Source organism: Saccharothrix isguenensis, from assembly GCF_052936305.1.
This window is the reverse complement of the sequence record NZ_CP193626.1, coordinates 7,884,935-7,903,676: the sequence shown is the minus strand read 5'-3', so window position 1 is coordinate 7,903,676 and position 18,742 is coordinate 7,884,935. Positions and strand designations below refer to the sequence as shown.

Genomic DNA, 18,742 nt, shown 5'->3' with positions numbered 1-18,742 from the left:
CCGTCGAACCGCCGAGCACCCGCGCTGAGCACCCGCTGAGCGAAGGGACCGGGTCAGACGTCGCCTGGCCGCACGAGGCCCGTCTCGTACGCCAGCACGACGGCCTGCACCCGGTCCCGCAGCTCCAGCTTCGCCAGGATCCGGCCGACGTGCGTCTTCACCGTCGCCTCCGACAGGAACAGCTTCCGCGCGATCTCGGTGTTCGACAGCCCCTTGGCGATCAGCACCAGCACCTCGCGCTCCCGCTCGGTCAGCGCCTCCAGCACCGCCGCGTCCCGCAGCTCGCCGCCGCCGTCGCCGAGGAACCGGCTCAGCAGCCGCTTGGTCACCGAGGGCGACACCACCGCGTCGCCGCTGGCCACCGCACGCAGCGCCGACACGAGGTCACCCGGCGGCGTGTCCTTCAGCAGGAACCCGGAGGCGCCGTTCCGCAACGCCGACAACGCGTACTCGTCCAGGTCGAACGTGGTCATCACGAGGATCTTCGCGGTGCCCGCCTCGGCGATCCGCTTGGTCGCCTCGACCCCGTCGAGCACCGGCATCCGCACGTCCATCAGCACCACGTCGGGCCGCAGCCGTTCCGCCAGGTGCACGGCGTCGAGCCCGTTGGCCGCCTCACCGACCACGTCGACGTCCTCCTGCGCGCCGAGCACCATCCGGAAGCCCATGCGCATGAGCTCCTGGTCGTCCACCAGCAGTACTCGGATCACACCGTTCCCTTCACAGACACCTGAACCCTATGACGGGACCAGCGGTAGCACGGCGCGGACCCGCCACCCGCCGCCGGGGTTCGGGCCCGCCTCCAGCGACCCGCCGAGCACGCCGGCACGTTCCCGCATGCCGATCAGCCCGTTGCCGCCGGACACCGCGACGAGGTCGTAGGGCGTGCCGAACCCGTCGTCCGCCACCTCCACCTCTACCTGATCCTCGGCCCGCGTGACGCGGACGGTGGCCGAAGCGCCCGCACCCGCGTGCTTCAGAGTGTTCGTCAACGCCTCCTGGACGATCCGGTACACGCCGAGCCCCAGACCGGCGGGCAGCGCGTCGACGTCGCCCACGGTCTCCAGCCGCACCGGCAACCCGGCGGCACGGCAGTTCTCGGCCAGTTCGCGCAGGTCACCGGCACCGGGCTGGGGCATCCACTGGGTGCCGGACTGGTCCTCCGACCGCAGCACGCCCAGCAGCCGCCGCAGCTCGGTCAACGCCTGCCGCCCGGTGTCCGCGATGGTCCGCACGGCCGCCTCGGCCAGGTCCGGGTTGGTCTTGATCGCGTAGCCCGCGCCGTCCGCCTGCACCACCATCACGCTCACCGCGTGCGCGACCACGTCGTGCAGCTCGCGCGCGATCCGCGACCGCTCCTCGCCCACCGCGATCCGCGCCTGCTGGTCCCGTTCGTTCTCCAGCAGCTTGAGCCGCTGCTCCAGCTCCCAGTGGTAGGCCCGGCGCGCGCCGACGAACTCGCCCATCGCCCAGCTGAACCCGAACACGACCGCGATCACGAACACCATGAACGCGGCCTCGGAGGTCGCGTCCATCGCCCACAGCGCCCACACGAACGTGCCGATGGCCAGCCAGATCGCGTACAGCAGGCCTTGTCGGCGGCCGACGTACGCGACCACCGTGTACAGCGCGATGGCCAGCGCGAAGTCGGCCAGCCGGAACGGCAACCCGGTGACGAGGTCGCCGTGGGTCAAGAGCTGGACCACGCCGCCGAACAGGATCACGTACGACGAGCCGAGCGGGTACTTCCGGCGGAACACCACCGGGACGATCAACATCGCGCCGACGAACAGCAGCGTGGAGCCGGGCACGGGGATGCCGTCGGCGGCGAGCGTGGCCAGGTCGAACACGAGCAGCAACCCGGCCATCAGGGAGTCCCCGAAGGCCGGGTGCGCTCGCATCCACAGGCTCAGTCGCCGCACGTGACCAGGTTAGGTACCGGTCCGCCGGGCGCGCGTCGCGCCACGGGTTGACCTGCGGCTAGTCCTCAAGGCGGATGAGCGTGGACACGTGACGACGTGCCTACCGCTTGGTCTTGACCTGCGTCGGGTCGATCAGTTCCTCGGCACGGGGGACCCGGGGCTCGACGCGGGTCTGCGGGGGCACCGCTCGCTGCTCCTCGTACTGCCGGTGCTCCTCGGCCATCTCATCGGCCAGCTGCTGCTGAAGCTGCCGGTCGCGGATTCGGCCCAGGATCAACATTGTCACCGCGTGCACCACGGCCAGGACCAGGAGCATGACGCCGAGCTTCACCACGACGTCCTTGACCGGGTCACCGGTGTCCACGGACATGATCGAGACGATGGCCAGCAGTCCGAGCACCACGAGGTGGAAGAGCACGGTCGCCAGCCTGGTCATCGACTTCGCCGCTTCCGGGTCACCGTAAGCGCGGTTCATGTACCCTTTGCCGCCGCGGTAGATCAGCTGGCCGTCTACCAGCACCAGCACCACGCCGAGCAGCAGGAACACCGCATAGCCCTGTTCCATGGCGCACCTCCTCGTCGATCGCCGAAATACCCCGGTGGTCGTGCTCGCAAACCGAACGACGAACTGACGTGGCACGATCTCCGGCGTGACGACGCAGGCCCAGCAGCTCGCCGGTCCGCTCTCGGCGGCGGTGGCGAACCTGTGCGTCGGCCTCCAGCCCCAGGTGTCGCCGGCGACCGCGGCCGGGTTCCGCGAGGTGCTGCGCCGGCTGTCCGCGCCGCTGCAGGTCGCCGTCGCCGGTCGGATCAAGTCGGGGAAGTCGACGCTCGTCAACGCGCTGATCGGACGGCGGGTCGCGCCCACGGACGTGGGCGAGTGCACCCGGCTGGTGACCCGGTTCCAGTACGGCACGGTGGACCGGATCGAGGTCGTGTTCACCGACGGACGCAAGCAGGTGCTGCCGTTCGAGTCGAACGGCTCGATCCCGCCCGACCTCGGAGTGGACATCGACAAGGTGTCGCACATCGAGGCGTACCTGACGAACGCGGTGCTGCGGGACCTGACCGTGATCGACACCCCCGGCCTGGGGTCGCTGGACGCGGCGTCGGTGGCGCGCACCGAGGCGTTGCTGGGCGCGGGTTCGGACGTCGGGTCGGCGTCCGGGGCGGATTCCGCCGAGCTGGACCCGGTGTCCCGGAACGCGGTGGCCGGTGCGGAGGCCGTCCTGTACGTCGTCACGCAGGGCGTCCGCGCGGACGACCAGCAGGCCTTGGCCGCGTTCACCGCCGCCACCGCGAGCCGTGAGGCCGGCCCCGTGAACGCGATCGCGGTGCTGAACAAGGCGGACACGATCGCCGCCGAGACCGTCGAAGGCTCGGACGGCGACACGTGGCGCGCCGCCGTGCTGCTCGCCGAACGCCAGGCGCACACCCTCAAGCCGCGGGTCGCCGACGTGCTGCCGGTGATCGGCCTGGTCGCCGAGTCCACCGAGACCGGCGGGTTCACGTCGGCCGACGCCGACGCGCTGCGCCGGCTGGCCGACCTGGACGACGCGACCCGCGAGACCATGCTGATCTCGGCGGACCTGTTCGTGAGCTGGGAGTGCGACGTGCCGGTCGGCACCCGCACCCGGCTGCTGGAGAAGCTCGACCTGTACGGCATCGGCAAGGCGCTCGAAGCGGTCGACGCCGAACCGGGCATCACGGCGGGGGCCCTGCGCCGCAAGCTGCTCGACGCCTCCGGGCTGGACGGCGTGCGCGCCAAGCTGAACGCGGTGTTCCGGTCACGGGCCGACGGCATCAAGGCCGCCGCCGCGCTGGCCTCGGTGACGTCGCTGGCCGCCGCCTCCGGCGACCCGAACGAGCGGCAGCGCGTGCACAACGCGATCGAGGTGCTGCTGGCCAAGCCCGAGGCGCACCAGCTGCGGCTGCTGGAGGCGTTGACGCTGGTCGCGTCCGGCGCGGTGGCGATGCCGAACGACCTGGTGGAAGAGGTGCTGCGGTTCGGCAGCTCGCCGGACCTGTCCGAGCAGCTCGGCCTGCGCGGCCGCCCGCCCCGGGAGTTGATGGCCTACGCGCTGGAACGGGCGGGCTGGTGGCGTTCCTTCGCCTCGTTCGGCGCCACGCCCGCGCAGAGCCGGGTGGCGCACGTGGTGCACCGGGCGTACTTCCTGATCTGGCAACAACTGCGGGGACGGCGATGAGCGGAACGGAACCGGGCGCGTCCGCGTCCGACCACGCTGTGGAGACGACGACGCTGGAGCACACCATCGCCGGCGAGCTGCTCGACCAGGCGTTGGCGGAGCGGCGCGCGTTGGTGCAGCTGTGCCTTTACGCGCTGGACCGGGCCCGCAGCGCCGGGGTCGTGGAACGCCTGGAAGAGGGCCTGGCGGCCATCGGCGTGACAGCCGTGCGGCCGGACGGCGAGCGGTTCGACCCGTCCCGGCACGAGGCCGGCGGCACCGCGCCGACGGACGACGCGTCGCTGGACGGCGTGGTCGCCGAGACCGAAGTGGTCGGGTTCGCCGATCGCGGCCGGACGCTGCGCGCGCCGATCGTCACCGTCTACACCGCGCGATGAGCCGCGCCGCGCGCGACGAGCCGCGCCGCGCGATGAGCCCGACGAGGACGAAGGCCCGATGAGCACGCTCCCGCAGACCGTTCGGCAGACCAGGGAGAAGCTGACCACCCTGGTGCGCGCGCTGGATCCCGAGGCGGCGTCGTTCGTGGAGACGCGCCGAGCCGGTCCCGCGTCGGTGGTGGTCGTCGGTGAGACGAACCGGGGCAAGAGTTCGCTGGTCAACGCCCTGCTGGCGACGCCGGGCCTGTCACCGGTGGACGCCGAGGTGGCGACCGCGACGTACCTGGTGTTCCGGTACGGCGAGGAGTGGGACGCGCGCGCCTGCTACGCCGGGTCCATGTCACCGGTGCCGTTCGACCGGTCCGAGCTGGTGAACTGGGTGTCGGCGGCGCACGAGCTGCCCGAGGGGATGCTGCCGCCCCGGTACGTGGAGGTCGACGCCCCGATCCCGCTCCTGGAACGACTGTCCGTTGTGGATACTCCGGGGGTCGGCGGGCTCGACTCGGTGCACGGCGAGCTGGCGGCCGAAGCCGCCGCCACCGCGACCGCGCTGCTGTTCGTGGTGGACGCCTCGGCCCCGTTCACCCGCGGTGAGCTGGACTTCCTCCGCACGGTCGGCGAACGCGTGGAGACCGTGGTGTTCGCGTTGACCAAGGTCGACCAGTACCGGGGCTGGCGGCAGGTGCTGGAGGCCGACCAGGCGTTGCTGGCCGAGCACGCGCCCCGGTTCCGCGGGGCCACGTTCCACCCCGTGTCGTCGCGGATGTTCGAGCTGGCTGCCAAGGCGCCGAACCCGGACGCGGCGGCGATGCTGCGCGAGCGGTCAGGGATCGGGGAGCTGCAGGAGGCGTTGCAGGAACTGGTGGTCGGGCGGGCGGCGATGCTCGGCGAGGCCAACGGGCTGCGCGCGCTGGCGACCGTGCTGGACGAGCTGATCGCGCGTCAGGAGGCGGACAAGCGCGCGCTGTCGTTCGGCGAGGAGGAAGCCGAGACGTTGCGCGAACGGCGCGACGAGCTGAACTCGCAGCGCCGTTCGTCCACGCGCAGTTGGCAGGTCCGGTTGCGGGGCGAGGTGCAGCGGGCGCGGGTGGAGGGGGCGCACGAGGTCAGTCGGCAGATGCGGGACGTGCAGACGTGGTTCCGCACGGCCATCGACGCGGCGGACCGCGACCGGCTGGCGGCGTTGCCGCAGCACGTGGACGCGGCGTTGCAGGTGGTGTCCGGGCGGATCAGCGCCGGGTTGGCGGTGCGGCTGTCGAAGGTGGCGGACTCGGCGCTGGCGGACCTGTTCTCGACGGAGGAGCTGGCCGTGATCCGCAGCCAGTTCGCGCGGGGCGTGACGCCGCCGGTCGTGCTGAGGCCGCCGGAGAAGCGTGCGCCGACGGCCGAGGACAAGCTGCTCGTGTTCATGGGCGTGTCCGGCGGGTTGGGCGCGGGCCGGCTGGCCGCGTTGCCGCTGGCCGGTCTAGGGGTGGCGGCGCTGAACCCGATCGTGCTGCCGGTGACGATCGCGCTGGGGCTAGGCGCGGGCTGGTGGATGGCCCGGACCCGCAAGCACTCGGCCGACAAGCAGCACCTCAAGCAGTGGCTGTCGGATGCGATCGCGGACGCGCGGTCCACCGTGGACCAGTTGGTGGCGGAGCAGTTGATCGAGGCCGAGCAGCAGCTGTCGCTGGCGCTGGACGACGCGCTGGGCAAGCGGGTCGACGCGATCGAGGCGGAGCTGCGCGAGGTCGACAAGGCGTTGCGGATGGAAGCCGGGGAACGCACCCGTGCGTTGCAGGCGGTGACGCGACGGGTGGCCGAACTGACCGCCGGCCGGGCCAAGGTGGACGAGTTGCTGGCCCGCATCAGGGCTGTGCGCGACCGCGGTCAGCACCTGTAGTCGCAGCCGGCGGGAATGACGCCCTCCCACTGCCGGTCTGGTGACGTGGCTTCCGCAACGGAACCGAACAGGCATAACGTGAGTCCTACCTGGAGAAGAACGCAGGAGGGGTGGGACACAGGGTGTACATCGACGAAACAGGCGCGACCGACGGCGAGCTGAAGGTCACGGTCAGCGACGAGGAGTACACCGCCGAGGCGACCTACGACCTGGACCAGGACGGTGTCGACGAGAGCGCGGTCGTGGAGACCGACGACGGCGGGCACCTCGCGTTCAGCGACACGGACGGCGACGGCCAGGCCGACCTGATGAGCACGTTCGACGCCGACGGGGAGTTGACGAGCCAGGCCCAGTTCGACGAGGACTCCGGCGAGTGGATCGCCGTGGAGCCGTCGGACGACCACAGCCGCCAGACGAACGCGAACGCGGGCAAGTCGATCGTGGTCGACGTCGAGGACGGCCCCGACCAGAACGTCGGTCCGGCCACGGAGGACACCGACGGCGACGGCCGGGCGGACACGGCGGTGGTGCGGGACGACGAGGGCGACACCTGGCTCTTCACCGACGCCGACGGTGACGGCAAGGCCGACCTGGCCACCGAGATCACCCAGGACGGCGAGGTCACCGTCTCGAAGCACACCGGCGACGACGGGTGGACGCAGGTCGAACACGGCCGCATCGGCGAGGACGGCAAGTACACGCCCGACAGCGACGAAGCCTGGTCGGAGGAGAAGGTCACGGTGTCCGGCGTGGTCCGCATCGACGCCGTGACCGGCCAGTGGATCAGCCCGAACTGACCGGGAACCGGGTGGACCTCGCGGCGAACCCGGGTGCGGACGGGGGCGGCGGGTGGCGATGATGGCCGCATGGTCATCCGCCCTCTGGCTGCCGACGACATCCCCACCGTCGTGGAGTTCCCCGTTCGCGCCTGGGCCCCGGTGTTCGACTCGTTCCGCGCCGTTCTGGGCGTGCCGATCTACGAAGCGCTCTTCCCCGACTGGGAGCCGACGCAGGCGAAAGCCGTCGAAGACGTGTGCCGGGACGACGCGACAGCCGTGTGGGTGGACGTCCGGGAAAACCGCGCAGTAGGTTTCGTCGCGGTCCGGATGGGGAATGGCGAGATTCCCATGCCGGCCGTCGACCCCGACCGCCAACGCTCGCCGTCGTCGGCACGGGCGGCGATCCCGGCCACGCCCCGGCCCGCCGCACCTGCGAACGCGCCGGCTTCACCGCGTTCCCCCAGGTCCAGTACTACAAGCGCCTCGACCGGTGACCGACCGCAGGGGACGGCTACCCGCCGGCGACGCCTGGCCGCGCGTCCCGGTGAATCCCTTGTGGCGCACGTGGAACGGGCGCTGAACGAGTTGACGGGACCGCCGGACCGCCGTTCCTGAAACGGTCGAGAAATCCGGGCGTTTCGTCGCAGCAATTCTTGCGTCCGGATGTGAGAGCGCTCTCACGCGTAACCGTCCGTACACCTGGTCCTGTGGTGATCGACGCACCGGCCCGCCCTTGCATTCCCGGAACTAAAGCCCAGGTCACAGCGCAATTTGTGGTGATCGGGTGCTGAATCGATTCCAGAATCGGTTTTGTGAGCCAGCCGACAGGTCAGACGTGCGTTACCGGTGATTAACCCGGCTAACCTCCGTCTATCCCGTTAAACGGCACGCCCTCCACCGGGCGGGCGGAGCCATTCCCGAGGACGTCCCACCAGGACAACGGCGTCCACCGTGGGCTGGCGCTCAGCTAGGAGACGAGACGAGATGACGGCAGTGACCATTCGCGGTCTCGACCAGGCACCCACCGACCACCCGCGCCTCCTGTCCTGGGTGCGCGAGGTCGCCGAGCTGACCTGCCCCGATGAAGTGGTGTGGGCGGACGGCTCCCAGGAAGAGTGGAACAGGCTCACCGCCAAACTCGTGGACGCCGGGACCTTCGTCCCGCTGAAGAAGAAACCCAACTCGTTCTGGGCCGCCTCGGATCCCACGGACGTGGCCCGGGTCGAGGAGCGCACCTTCATCTGTTCGGTGGACCCGGCCGACGCCGGCCCCACGAACAACTGGATGGACCCGGGCGAGATGAAAGCGATCATGACCGAGCTCTACCGGGGCTCGATGCGCGGTCGCACGATGTACGTGATCCCGTTCTGCATGGGTCCGCTCGACGCGGAGAAGCCGATGTTGGGCGTCGAGATCACCGACTCCGAGTACGTCGTCGTCTCGATGCACATCATGACCCGCATGGGCACGAAGGCGTTGGCGCGATTCGGCAGCGACGCCGACTTCGTCCAGGCGCTGCACTCGATCGGCGCGCCGTTGGAGCCGGGCCAGGACGACGTCCCGTGGCCGTGCAACGACACGAAGTACATCACCCAGTTCCCGGAGGAGCGGACGATCTGGTCGTTCGGCTCGGGCTACGGCGGCAACGCGCTGCTGGGCAAGAAGTGCTACTCGCTGCGCATCGCCTCGGTGATGGCGCGGGACGAGGGCTGGCTCGCCGAGCACATGCTGATCCTCAAGCTGACCTCGCCCGAGCAGAAGGCGTACTACATCGCCGCCGCGTTCCCCAGCGCCTGCGGCAAGACCAACCTGGCCATGCTGGAGCCGACCATCCCGGGCTGGAAGGTCGAGACCCTGGGTGACGACATCGCCTGGATGCGGTTCGGCGAGGACGGCCGGCTGTACGCGGTCAACCCGGAGAACGGCTTCTTCGGCGTCGCGCCCGGCACCGACTACCACACCAACCCCAACGCGATGCGCACCATCGAGAAGGGGAACTCGCTGTTCACGAACGTCGCGCTGACCGACGACGGCGACGTGTGGTGGGAGGGCATGGGCGAGCCGCCGGCCCACCTGACCTCGTGGAAGAAGCAGGACTGGACGCCGGACAGCGAGGAGCTGTCGTCGCACCCGAACTCCCGCTACTGCACGCCGATCTCGCAGTGCGACATCAAGGCGCCGGAGTGGGAGGACCCGAACGGCGTGCCGATCTCGGCGATCTTCTTCGGCGGCCGGCGGGCCACCACCGTGCCGCTGATCACCGAGTCGCGCGACTGGCAGCACGGCGTGTTCATGGGCGCCACGCTGTCCAGCGAGACGACCGCCGCCGCCGTCGGCAAGACCGGCGTCGTGCGCCGCGACCCGATGGCGATGCTGCCGTTCATCGGCTACCACGCCGGTGACTACTTCCAGCACTGGATCGACACCGGCAAGTCGGCCGACGCGGACAAGCTGCCGAAGATCTTCTACGTCAACTGGTTCCGCCGGGGCGACGACAAGCGCTTCCTGTGGCCCGGGTTCGGCGAGAACTCGCGCGTGCTGAAGTGGGCCGTCGAGCGCATCGAGGGCAAGGCCGCCGCGGTCGAGACGCCGATCGGCCACGTGCCCACGGCGGACGAACTGGACCTGTCCGACCTGGACGCGTCGCGCGAGGACGTCGAGGCGGCGCTGAAGTTCGACGCCGACGAGTGGCGGGCCGAGATCCCGATGATCGAGGAGTGGTTCGCCAAGATCGGCGAGAAGGTGCCGACCTCGCTGCGCGACGAGCTGGAGGCGCTGAAGCTCCGGCTCGGCTGAGCACTTCCCCCCACGCTCCATGGCGTGAGACCCGGTGGCCAACGGCGTCCACCGGGTCTCTTTTTGGTTGCTCTGGGTGATTTCCGGTTCGTCCGGAGGTACCAATGAAGGGTGACCCAGCAGGACGATTTCCTCGGCGGACTGCACTACGACGGCCCGCCCGAACCGCAGGACGGGCCGAGTAGGGGGAACGTGCGGTACTACCCGGCCGGGGGAACGGCAGCGCCCGCTCGGACGCGTGTGTCGGCCTGGTGGCAGCTGGGCGGCTTCGTGCTCGGTGCGCTCGCCGCGCCCGTCGCGGGGCTCGCTTGGGGCTACGGACTGGACCAGTTCGACGAGGTGCGCGTCCGCGGGTTGGTGGCACTGGGGCTGGCGGGACTGGTGGTGGGAGTGGTGGGCTTGGGGAAGCTGTCCCCAGCCGCGCCGTTGACCGCCGGCGTCATCGCGTTGACCGCTTCGGTGCTGTACGAACTGGGCACTGTCACGTTCTTGCCGGTGCTCAAGCCGGTGTTCGCGAGCGGCGCTCCCGTTCTGGTGGGCGTGTTGCTGGTGTTGCTGGCTTGGCGACGGCGGTAGTTGTCCACAGGTTGTGGACAGAGCTGTGCACAGCCTGTGGGTCGGTGTGGATCAGTCGGGGAGCGGGTTGGCGCCGAGGCCCCACAGCCGGCCGGTGAACGGACGGGTCGCCTCGGCGTAGCAGACCGCCGACGTGTAGCCCTCGGACCAGGCTTGGCTGCCGAACGCCCGCCACGACGCGAAGACGTCCTCGCGCGGTGCGCCGACGTAGTTCGTCACCGCTTTCGCGCAGTGCTCGGCCGCCTGGGCGTTCACCTGGTCAAGGGACGGCGCGGGGTCCTGTGGATTGCCGAGAGTGAGCACTCCTGGCACGGCTTCGGCCTTGTGCGGTTGATCGCAGGCGGTGATCCCAGGGTCCTTCGCCGCACCCGGTGAGGCGGTCGCGCACAGCTGCACCGTCGCGAACCCGGCCGCCTTGAGGAGGTCCTTCACGCCGGACTCGCGCCGCACCCGGCCGCCGTCCGGGTTCAGCTCGACCACCGTGCAGACGCGCCAGCGGTCGCCCTTCGCCCAGCCGTCGCGGCTCGGCCAGAACGCGTGCGCCTGGAGGCGGGTGGCGTCGTGGTCGGCGCTGCCGAGGTACGCGGTGAGGGCGGCGCGGCACGGCGGCAGGACGGCGCGGCGCAGGTCGCGGTCACTCGGGTGCTCGGCACCCAGGTCGACCGAGCCGACCTCCGTCACCTCCGCCTCGTGCGCGGTCGCGCAGTCGAGGACTTCGAGGCCGGTGTCGGTGCACTGGCCCGGTTTCGGCAGCTGGTCGACGGTCGGGGTGAGTGACGGCCGGACCACCTCGGCGTCCGGCACGCCGCGGACCTGGGCCGTGCAGGCGGCGAGCGACAGCGCGGACAGTGCCACGACCGTCGCCCGCCAGCCCTTCACGTCGGTCAGATTACTGACACCAGCGCCGTCACCTGATCGGCGATGGCGCGGCGCTCCCGCTCGAACGCCGGGTCGGTGAGCGCGGTCGGGTCGGCGGGCTGGCCGAGCACGGGCGTGTGCAGGTGGCCGCCCGCGGTCGCGGTCGCGTGCAGGCCCAGCCGCAGCCGGTTCGCCCGGTACATCGACTCGTTGGACAGGTAGTCGCCACCGCTGCCCTGCGCCGCTGCCGCACCGGGCGTCGGCTCGTCGGTGCGGCAGCTCGGCGTGCCGGTGCCCGGGACGGCACCCACCGGCCACTCGCAGAACGACCGGTTGTAGAACACGGGGAACGGCGTGGTCCCGGCGTCCACCATCCGCTGGTGCGGCAAGGTCGTCTCGATGAACTCGTGCGCCGGCTGCGGCCACCCGGCCGCGTCCGGCACGACACCGCGTGCGGCGACGTCGTTGTTGTCCGGGTACCCGCCCCGCCACCGGGCCGCCCACCGCTCGACGTCGAACCGCCCCGGCCGGCCCTGGCTGACGGTGACCAGCGCGTCCGGCCGGAACCCGAGCGCCCCGCCGTGGAAGCGCTCCACGACCCCGTCGTCGAACGAGCCCCACAGCACCGGCAGCACGGCCGCCTCCACCACCACGGGACCTGACGGCGTGTCGATCACCTTCCCGTCGAGCCGCAACGCCGCTGCCCCGGCCGGGTTGCTGCGCCGCACGGACGTGCCGTCGAGCTGGAACGGGTCGAACCCGGTGAGCGCGATCCGCCGCGCGCCCGCCGCCGCGAACCGCAGGTCCGAGACACCGCGGGAGGCGCGGTCGAACGAGTCGACCAGCTTGGCCCGGTCGGCGGCGGTGAGCTGCCACCCGCGCGGCTGCCACTGCCGGAGCGCCTTGGTGCCCATCAGCCGGGCCCAGTACAGCGGCCGGTCGTCATAGGCGTCCCACGCCTGCGCCACCCGTGCCCGCTCGACCGCCGCCCGCCACAGCTCCGTGCCGCTGGTCAGCGTGAACCGGAGGGCCTGGGAGCGGGAGATCGGCTCGCACAGCCGGGTGGTGAACCGGCTGACGTCGTCCTCGAAGCCGCCCAGCCGCACCAACTCCGGTCCGACCTCCGGCCCGGCGGGCGTCAGGCGATCGTCCAACCGCCGCTCCTCCACGGTGGTGGGCGCGTTCGGGTCGAAACACGGGGTGGCTTGCGCGTGGGCAACGCCCGGCAGGGCGAGGAGGGACAGGCCAAGGGCGAACGGGATCACCGCACGGAGTCGTCTGGTCACGGGGCGATACTCCCGAACCTCCGCCCGATCGTGAAACCCGCCGAACGGGCCGCAGGTTTCACGTCCCGACTCTTCGCCCGTTCCGCCCCCAGGTCAGGTCGCGGCCTTGCCACCACGGGCGACGCTCAGCCGGCCGGTCCGTGTCGCCGGAGTTCGGAACTCCCGCCGGAGAACGGGCCCAGCGCCACACCCGCATCGGTCAACGCCGACCGCACCGCCCGAGCGACCGCCACCGCGCCCGGACCGTCGCCGTGCACGCAGATCGAGTCCACCGGCATCCGCAGCACCCGCCCGTCCACCGCCCGCACCCGCCCCTCCGTCGCCAGCACCACGCACCGCGCCGCGATCGCGCCGACGTCGACCAGCACCGCACCCGGCAACCGCCGGTCGACCAGCGTCCCCACCGCCGTGTAAGCCCGATCCGCGAACGCCTCGTACCGGACCGGCAGCCCCGCCACCCGCGCCCGCTTCAACCACACCGCACCCGGCAGCCCGAGCACCGGCAACGCCGCGTCGTACGCCCGCACCGCGTCCACCACCGCGTCGGCCTGCGCCTCGTGCGTGACGAGCGCGTTGTAGAGCGCGCCGTGCGGCTTGACGTACCCCACCCGCGTCCCGGCGGCACGGGCGCACGCGTCCAGCCCGCCCAGCTGGTACAGCACCTCGGCGGTCAGCGCGTCGGGTGACACGTCGACGAATCGCCGGCCGAAGCCGTGCAGGTCCCGGTACCCGACGTGCGCCCCCACCGCCACGCCCCGCTCCGCCGCGAGCTCGCACGTCCGCCGCATCGTCTCCGGATCGCCCGCGTGGAACCCGCACGCGACGTTCGCGCTGGTCACTACGCCGACAAGGGCCTGGTCATCACCCAACGCCCAGCGGCCGAAGCCCTCGCCGAGGTCCGCGTTCAGGTCCATGGGCACTCCCCTCACCGCTCCACCCAATGTAAGGATCGTTCAACGATCCTTCAATCCTCCATTTGATTCGTGGAGCAGTAGCCTCGTTCACCGTCTCTAGACTCGGTCGCATGACGACCGGTGAGGCAGACGGCTGGCTGAACGCCCTCGCGAAGGACCGCGGTGACCTCGACCGCTCCAGCACGGCCGAGCGCGTGGCCGACAAGCTGCGCGCCGGCGTGCTCGACGGCGACATCAAGCCCGGTCAGCAGCTGAACGAGAAGGCGCTCGGCGACGCCCTCCGCGTCTCGCGCAACACCCTGCGCGAGGCGTTCCGCCTGCTCACCCACGAACGCCTGCTCGTGCACGAGTACAGCAAGGGCGTGTTCGTCCGCCGCCCCGACGTGGCCGACGTCGTGGACCTGTACGCCGCCCGCCGGATCATCGAGTGCGGCGCCATCCGCCGCTGGCCGGACGCGGACGACCAGGCGAAGGAGGCCGTGCGCGACGCCGTCCGACTCGGCCTGGCCAGCCGCGAGGAGGACGACTGGACCGGCGTCGGCACCGCGAACGTGAAGTTCCACCAAGCCCTCACCGCCCTGGCCGGCAGCGCCCGGCTGGACGAGGAGGTGAAGCGCCTGCTCGCCGAACTGCGCCTGGCCTTCCACGTGATGGGCGACCACGAGGACTTCTACCGCGACTACCTGCCGCAGAACCGGTCCATCGTCGAGCGCTTGGACGCCGGCCTGGTTCGGCAGGCCGAAGAGGCGCTGCTCGCGTACCTCGACCAGGCGGAGAAGCACCTGGTGACCGGACTGCGCGGCGACTGAAAGTTGGTCACGATCCGGACACTCCACCGGTCGGTAACCCACTCGACAGGGTGACGACTGTCGCCCCTCGGGCCTAGCATCGCGCGACACCGCGTCACTGCCGCCGTACGGAGGGGCACATGCCGTCAGCTCGACAATCCGGTCTCCGCTGGAGCAACTGGAACCTGCTCCTGCTGGTTCCGCTCCTGATGCTCGTCACGCCGTGGTTCAACTCCGATGAGCCGAGGCTGTTCGGGCTGCCGTTCTTCTACTGGTACCAGTTCGTCTGGGTCCCGGTGGGCGTCCTCTGCGTGGGCCTCGTCTACATCAAGACCAAGGACGAGCCCGTCGTCACGGGCAAGCCGGACAAGCTGGACGTGGACGACCTGGACGAGGGGGCCAAGTAATGCAGTGGACCGAGTTGGCGGTGTTCAGCGCGCTGTTCCTGCTGGTCACCGTCCTGGGCTTCTTCGCGGCGAAGTGGAAGGCCGGCGACACCCTCGACCACCTGGACGAGTGGGGCCTGGGTGGCCGCAAGTTCGGCTCCTGGATCACCTGGTTCCTGGTGGGCGGCGACCTGTACACCGCGTACACGTTCGTCGCCGTGCCCGCACTGGTCTTCGGCGCCGGCGCGATGGGCTTCTTCGCGCTGCCGTACACCGTCATCCTGTACCCGATCGTGTTCCTGCCGCTGGTGCGCATGTGGTCCGTCTCCCGCGTGCACGGCTACGTGACGCCGGCGGACTTCGTCCGGGGCCGCTACGGCTCGCACTGGCTGGCGCTGCTGGTCGCGATCACCGGCATCGTCGCCACCATGCCGTACATCGCGCTCCAGCTCGTCGGCCTGGAGGCCGTGCTGCGCACGATGGGCTTCAACGGCTCCGGCATCCTCGGCCACCTGCCGCTGATGATCGCGTTCGTGATCCTCGCGCTCTACACGTACCAGTCGGGCCTGCGCGCGCCCGCGCTGATCGCGTTCGTCAAGGACACGCTGATCTACATCGTGATCCTGGTCGCGGTGATCTACCTGCCGTCCAAGTTCGGCGGCTGGGGCGCGATCTTCGACACCGCGCAGGCGAAGTACGCCGCGACCGAGTCGAAGGCCGACGGGATCCTCCTCAACGGCAACAACCAGCTCCAGTACGCCACGCTGGCGCTGGGCTCGGCGTTGGCGCTGTTCCTCTACCCGCACTCGCTGACCGGCATCCTGGCCTCCCGGGGCCGCAACGTGATCAAGCGGAACATGGTCGCGCTGCCCGCGTACTCGCTGCTGCTGGGCCTGCTGGCGATGCTCGGCTTCGTCGCCATCACGGCCGGCGTCAAGCCGATCACCAACCAGGCCACCGGCCGCCCGGACACGAACACCATCGTGCCGGTGCTGTTCGGCCAGGAGTTCCCGGGCTGGTTCGCCGGTGTCGCGTTCGCGGCCATCGCGATCGGCGCCCTGGTGCCCGCGGCGATCATGTCGATCGCGGCGGCGAACCTGTGGACGCGCAACATCTACAAGGAGTACCTGAAGAAGGACGCCTCACCCGCGCAGGAGGCCAAGCAGGCCAAGCTCGCGTCGCTGGTGGTGAAGTTCGGCGCGGTCGTGTTCATCGTGTTCATCGACCCGCAGTTCTCCATCGACCTGCAGCTCATCGGCGGTGTGATGATCCTGCAGACGCTGCCTGCCGTGGCGATCGCGCTGTACACCCGCTGGTTCCACGTGTGGGGCCTGATCGCGGGCTGGATCGCCGGCATGGGCTACGGCATGTACCTGCTCTACAACATCGGCAACCCGGCCATCGGCAAGGCGCACTTCGCCGGTTCCGCGCTGCCGCTGGACAAGCTGTCCCTGTTCGGCTGGCACCCGTTCGCCGGGTCGGCCGTGCAGATCTACGTCGGCGCGATCGCCATCGTGGCCAACCTGGTGGTCGCCGTCGTCGTCACGCTGATCGCGAAGCGGGCCCGGGTGTTCAACGGGACCGACCAGACGCAGGCCGAGGACTACCACGCGGACGAGGACAGCGGCCGGGTGAAGCCGATCGCCCTCCACTGAGCAGCGCGGACCGAGCGGTGCCGGCGGGCCCGCCCGACCTCCGGGGCGGGCGGGCCCGTCAGGCACCGGCACGGGTCCGCCACGCGGGCCGCCCCGGTCAGCGCCGCAACATCCGGGACAGGCCGGCGGCCACCGTGGTCGCCAGGATCCACCCCGTCGCGATCAGCCCGGACGCGATCCACTGCGACGCGCCCACCGCGTTCCACCGGTTCTTGTTCCCGAAGTCCACGATCGGCACCACCAGGTCGATGGTGAACAGCCACGGGTTCCACTGCAGCTCGTCGTCCGCGTTGATCTCGCGCAGCTCCGGCCCGGCGGCGAACCAGATGCTGCCCAGCAGCCACGCCACCACCAGCCACGCCAACGCGCGGGCCGGGCGGTAGCCGTAGCCGACCATCGCGCGTTGCAGCCAGCTCCACAGCAGCACCAGCGGTCGCAGCCAGCGGCGGCCCTCCGCCACGGCCCGGTACCGCAGCCGCTGCTTCTCCACCAGCACCGTCGCCGCGTGCTCGTCGTTGCCGCTGGCGCGCAGCATCTCGGCGAACTGGTCGTACGGGCTGGGCCGGTAGGTGCGCCGCATCGCCTGCCGCAGCCAGCGCAGCCGCCGGTCGACCTCCTCGTCGTCACGCAGGTCGATGGGGTGCCGCAGCGAGTCGTAGCGGAACTCCTCCAGGTCGATCCGGCCGGTCGCGCCCCAGAAGGACTCGTTGTCGTCCAACACCGTGCAGCGCACCTGCCGCAACGTCACGTCACCGCGCGGCGGGCTGACCGGCGTCACGACGAGCTCCTGCACCTGCATCCCCAGCAGGTTCAACGCGTGCGCGTCCAGCTTGTCGCCGAGCACCGAGCCCGCGAACGTGGCCATCCGGCCGACCTGCGCCCGCCTGGCCCGCACACCGCCGTGCGCGACGAACTCCTTCGACCCGGCCGCGCAGATCAGGTCACGCCCGATGATCGCGCCGCCGACGTCGACGGACGGCTTGCCCGCCGGCTGGTGCCGGTAGCGGCCCGGTTTCGTGATCCGGCTGCCGCGCAGGTCCAGGTTCGCGCCGATGTGCACGCCGCGCAGCTCCAGCCCGCCGGTCGCCTCGACCTCGCGGGCGGTCAGGTTGCTGCCGATGCGGGACCTGTTGCCCAGCACCGCGTCCGCCCTCGGGTTGTCCAACGTGGACCCGTCGAGGATGAGGCTGCCCTTGGCCTGGAGGTCGACCATGCGGAACTGGCCGCGCACCCGGGCCTGGCGGCCGATGATGTCGCCGCCGACCTGCGTGCCGTCCAGGTGCAGCGCGCGCCCGTAGCCCGTGGGGTCGGCGGTCGACGGATCGCCGGCCGGTTCGCGGTCGTCCAGCGAGTCGAACGCGCCACCGGACAGCGACAGCGTGCCGCCGAGCGTGGCGTTGACCATGCGCACCGTGCCCGCGCTGCGGAACCCCCGGTCCAGCTGCACGTCGCCGTCCACGGTGATGCGGTCGAACACGAGGGTGGCGTTCGGGTCGGAGTGCGGGTCCAGCGCGTCGTCGTCCGCCCGCCCGTCGGCCGCGGTCGTGCCGCGCAGGGTCAGCGCCGAGTCGACCCGTGCGCCCGCGAGCAGCATGGTGCCGTTCAGCGTGCAGCCGTTCACCAGCAGGTTGCCGCCGACGTGCAGCCCGGTGCCGTTGAACGAGTGGCCCAGCGGGTTGTCCAGCACCCCGCCGCTGAAGTTGCAGTACCCGCCGACGTGCGCGCCCGCCATCCGCAGCTCGCCGACGACCCGGACCCGCTGCGCCAGCAACCCGCCCGCGAGCTTCAACCGGTCCGCGTGGAACGCGATGCCGTCCGGCACCCGCAACGTGCTGTCCCGCAACGACAGCGACCCGGCCACGTCCGCGTCCACCAGGTCCACCAGGCCGTCGACCGTGCTGCCGGCCAACGACACCTCGTTGGCACTGCCCAGGTTCCGCCCGGACAGGCCCGGCAGCCAGCAGTCGGCGAACTCGATCCCGGCCAGCTTGCCCTGCCGCAGGTCCGGCGGCTCCTCGAACCGGCAGCGGACGAACTCCAGCAGGTACGGGAACTCCACCGCCCGCAGGTCCAGCACCCCGGTCAGGAACCGGTCCGCCACCCGGACCACCGGCGGCATCCCGGCCCGCCGCCGCGGCAACCGCCAGGTCCCGTCCTGCTCACCCACACCGCGCAGCACCTCGGCCGCGGCCATCCGGGCGGAGCGCGGCGGGCTGGGATCGAACACGTCCAGCCCCCGCGCCCCCACATCGGTCATGTGATCGACAATGCTGGTCGATCGACCCGTTGGCAAGGACGCCCGACATCAGTCCC

At 71.0% G+C, this 18,742-nt stretch carries 17 protein-coding genes; 10 read left to right on the top strand and 7 right to left on the bottom strand.

The window, feature by feature from the left end; translation table 11 throughout:
• Positions 1–53: 53 nt before the first annotated feature.
• The 3 genes from ACRAKI_RS35885 to ACRAKI_RS35875 all read right to left on the bottom strand — a co-directional run bounded on the left by ACRAKI_RS35885 (position 54) and on the right by ACRAKI_RS35875 (position 2,487).
• Positions 54–710: a response regulator gene (locus ACRAKI_RS35885; RefSeq protein ID WP_447004899.1), complete on the bottom strand. Its 657-nt coding sequence runs from the start codon at positions 708–710 to the stop codon at positions 54–56.
• Between the two features lie 27 nt (positions 711–737).
• The gene (locus tag ACRAKI_RS35880) at positions 738–1,901 is read right to left on the bottom strand and encodes a sensor histidine kinase (protein ID WP_447008604.1); all 1,164 of its coding nucleotides are present in this window, start codon (positions 1,899–1,901) and stop codon (positions 738–740) included.
• A gap of 121 nt (positions 1,902–2,022) precedes the next feature.
• Positions 2,023–2,487: a hypothetical protein gene (locus ACRAKI_RS35875; RefSeq protein WP_447004898.1), complete on the bottom strand. Its 465-nt coding sequence runs from the start codon at positions 2,485–2,487 to the stop codon at positions 2,023–2,025.
• 85 nt (positions 2,488–2,572) lie between these two features.
• Between ACRAKI_RS35875 and ACRAKI_RS35870 the strand changes: the two genes are divergently transcribed.
• The 7 genes from ACRAKI_RS35870 (at position 2,573) to ACRAKI_RS35840 (ending at position 10,542) form a co-directional block, all read left to right on the top strand.
• On the top strand, positions 2,573–4,129 hold the full coding sequence (locus ACRAKI_RS35870) for a dynamin family protein (protein WP_447004897.1): 1,557 nt from the start codon (positions 2,573–2,575) through the stop codon (positions 4,127–4,129).
• Complete coding sequence (gene grpE, locus ACRAKI_RS35865; protein ID WP_447004896.1) at positions 4,126–4,506, top strand: nucleotide exchange factor GrpE; 381 nt, start codon at positions 4,126–4,128, stop codon at positions 4,504–4,506. The genes ACRAKI_RS35870 and grpE overlap by 4 nt, the downstream gene beginning before the upstream one ends.
• Before the next feature lie 58 nt (positions 4,507–4,564).
• Positions 4,565–6,391, top strand: coding sequence for a dynamin family protein (locus tag ACRAKI_RS35860; RefSeq protein ID WP_447004895.1), 1,827 nt, complete (start codon positions 4,565–4,567; stop codon positions 6,389–6,391).
• 110 nt (positions 6,392–6,501) lie between these two features.
• A complete protein-coding gene (locus ACRAKI_RS35855; protein WP_447004894.1) occupies positions 6,502–7,188 on the top strand; it encodes a hypothetical protein in 687 nt (228 codons plus the stop codon).
• A 69-nt stretch (positions 7,189–7,257) separates the two neighbouring features.
• Positions 7,258–7,785, top strand: coding sequence for a hypothetical protein (locus ACRAKI_RS35850; RefSeq protein ID WP_447004893.1), 528 nt, complete (start codon positions 7,258–7,260; stop codon positions 7,783–7,785).
• A 369-nt stretch (positions 7,786–8,154) separates the two neighbouring features.
• Positions 8,155–9,966, top strand: a complete 1,812-nt coding sequence (locus tag ACRAKI_RS35845) for a phosphoenolpyruvate carboxykinase (GTP) (RefSeq protein ID WP_447004892.1) — start codon at positions 8,155–8,157, stop codon at positions 9,964–9,966.
• A gap of 111 nt (positions 9,967–10,077) precedes the next feature.
• Positions 10,078–10,542, top strand: a complete 465-nt coding sequence (locus ACRAKI_RS35840; protein WP_447004891.1) for a hypothetical protein — start codon at positions 10,078–10,080, stop codon at positions 10,540–10,542.
• 51 nt (positions 10,543–10,593) lie between these two features.
• Here ACRAKI_RS35840 and ACRAKI_RS35835 read toward each other — a convergent pair whose 3' ends face one another.
• From ACRAKI_RS35835 to ACRAKI_RS35825, 3 genes are all read right to left on the bottom strand, one after another.
• Entirely contained in the window at positions 10,594–11,421 is an 828-nt protein-coding gene (locus ACRAKI_RS35835) for a septum formation family protein (RefSeq protein ID WP_447004890.1), read from the bottom strand.
• A 5-nt stretch (positions 11,422–11,426) separates the two neighbouring features.
• Positions 11,427–12,686 carry a hypothetical protein gene (locus tag ACRAKI_RS35830; protein WP_447004889.1) on the bottom strand — a complete coding sequence of 420 codons (1,260 nt, stop codon included), beginning with the start codon at positions 12,684–12,686 and terminating at the stop codon, positions 11,427–11,429.
• 125 nt (positions 12,687–12,811) lie between these two features.
• Positions 12,812–13,600 (bottom strand): LamB/YcsF family protein, encoded by a 789-nt coding sequence (locus ACRAKI_RS35825; RefSeq protein ID WP_447004888.1) that lies wholly within the window; start codon positions 13,598–13,600, stop codon positions 12,812–12,814.
• Between the two features lie 110 nt (positions 13,601–13,710).
• Between ACRAKI_RS35825 and ACRAKI_RS35820 the strand changes: the two genes are divergently transcribed.
• The 3 genes from ACRAKI_RS35820 to mctP all read left to right on the top strand — a co-directional run bounded on the left by ACRAKI_RS35820 (position 13,711) and on the right by mctP (position 16,429).
• Positions 13,711–14,409: a GntR family transcriptional regulator gene (locus tag ACRAKI_RS35820; protein WP_447004887.1), complete on the top strand. Its 699-nt coding sequence runs from the start codon at positions 13,711–13,713 to the stop codon at positions 14,407–14,409.
• 119 nt (positions 14,410–14,528) lie between these two features.
• Positions 14,529–14,795, top strand: a complete 267-nt coding sequence (locus ACRAKI_RS35815; RefSeq protein WP_447004886.1) for a DUF3311 domain-containing protein — start codon at positions 14,529–14,531, stop codon at positions 14,793–14,795.
• A complete protein-coding gene (mctP, locus tag ACRAKI_RS35810; RefSeq protein WP_447004885.1) occupies positions 14,795–16,429 on the top strand; it encodes a monocarboxylate uptake permease MctP in 1,635 nt (544 codons plus the stop codon). Before ACRAKI_RS35815 ends, mctP begins: the two co-directional genes overlap by 1 nt.
• A 97-nt stretch (positions 16,430–16,526) precedes the next feature.
• Here the strand turns inward: mctP and ACRAKI_RS35805 are convergent, their stop codons facing one another.
• The gene (locus ACRAKI_RS35805) at positions 16,527–18,686 is read right to left on the bottom strand and encodes a hypothetical protein (RefSeq protein ID WP_447004884.1); all 2,160 of its coding nucleotides are present in this window, start codon (positions 18,684–18,686) and stop codon (positions 16,527–16,529) included.
• Positions 18,687–18,742: the final 56 nt, after the last annotated feature.

What these genes read in the sequence shown, in the direction of transcription:
- ACRAKI_RS35880 (WP_447008604.1), bottom strand. Translation starts at nt 1,901, where the DNA reads ATGCGAGCGCACCCGGCCTTCGGGGACTCCCTGATGGCCGGGTTGCTG.
- ACRAKI_RS35875 (WP_447004898.1), bottom strand. Translation starts at nt 2,487, where the DNA reads ATGGAACAGGGCTATGCGGTGTTCCTGCTGCTCGGCGTGGTGCTGGTG.
- grpE (WP_447004896.1), top strand. Translation starts at nt 4,126, where the DNA reads ATGAGCGGAACGGAACCGGGCGCGTCCGCGTCCGACCACGCTGTGGAG.
- ACRAKI_RS35860 (WP_447004895.1), top strand. Translation starts at nt 4,565, where the DNA reads ATGAGCACGCTCCCGCAGACCGTTCGGCAGACCAGGGAGAAGCTGACC.
- ACRAKI_RS35850 (WP_447004893.1), top strand. Translation starts at nt 7,258, where the DNA reads ATGGTCATCCGCCCTCTGGCTGCCGACGACATCCCCACCGTCGTGGAG.
- ACRAKI_RS35845 (WP_447004892.1), top strand. Translation starts at nt 8,155, where the DNA reads ATGACGGCAGTGACCATTCGCGGTCTCGACCAGGCACCCACCGACCAC.
- ACRAKI_RS35825 (WP_447004888.1), bottom strand. Translation starts at nt 13,600, where the DNA reads ATGGACCTGAACGCGGACCTCGGCGAGGGCTTCGGCCGCTGGGCGTTG.
- ACRAKI_RS35820 (WP_447004887.1), top strand. Translation starts at nt 13,711, where the DNA reads ATGACGACCGGTGAGGCAGACGGCTGGCTGAACGCCCTCGCGAAGGAC.
- ACRAKI_RS35815 (WP_447004886.1), top strand. Translation starts at nt 14,529, where the DNA reads ATGCCGTCAGCTCGACAATCCGGTCTCCGCTGGAGCAACTGGAACCTG.
- mctP (WP_447004885.1), top strand. Translation starts at nt 14,795, where the DNA reads ATGCAGTGGACCGAGTTGGCGGTGTTCAGCGCGCTGTTCCTGCTGGTC.
- ACRAKI_RS35805 (WP_447004884.1), bottom strand. Translation starts at nt 18,686, where the DNA reads ATGACCGATGTGGGGGCGCGGGGGCTGGACGTGTTCGATCCCAGCCCG.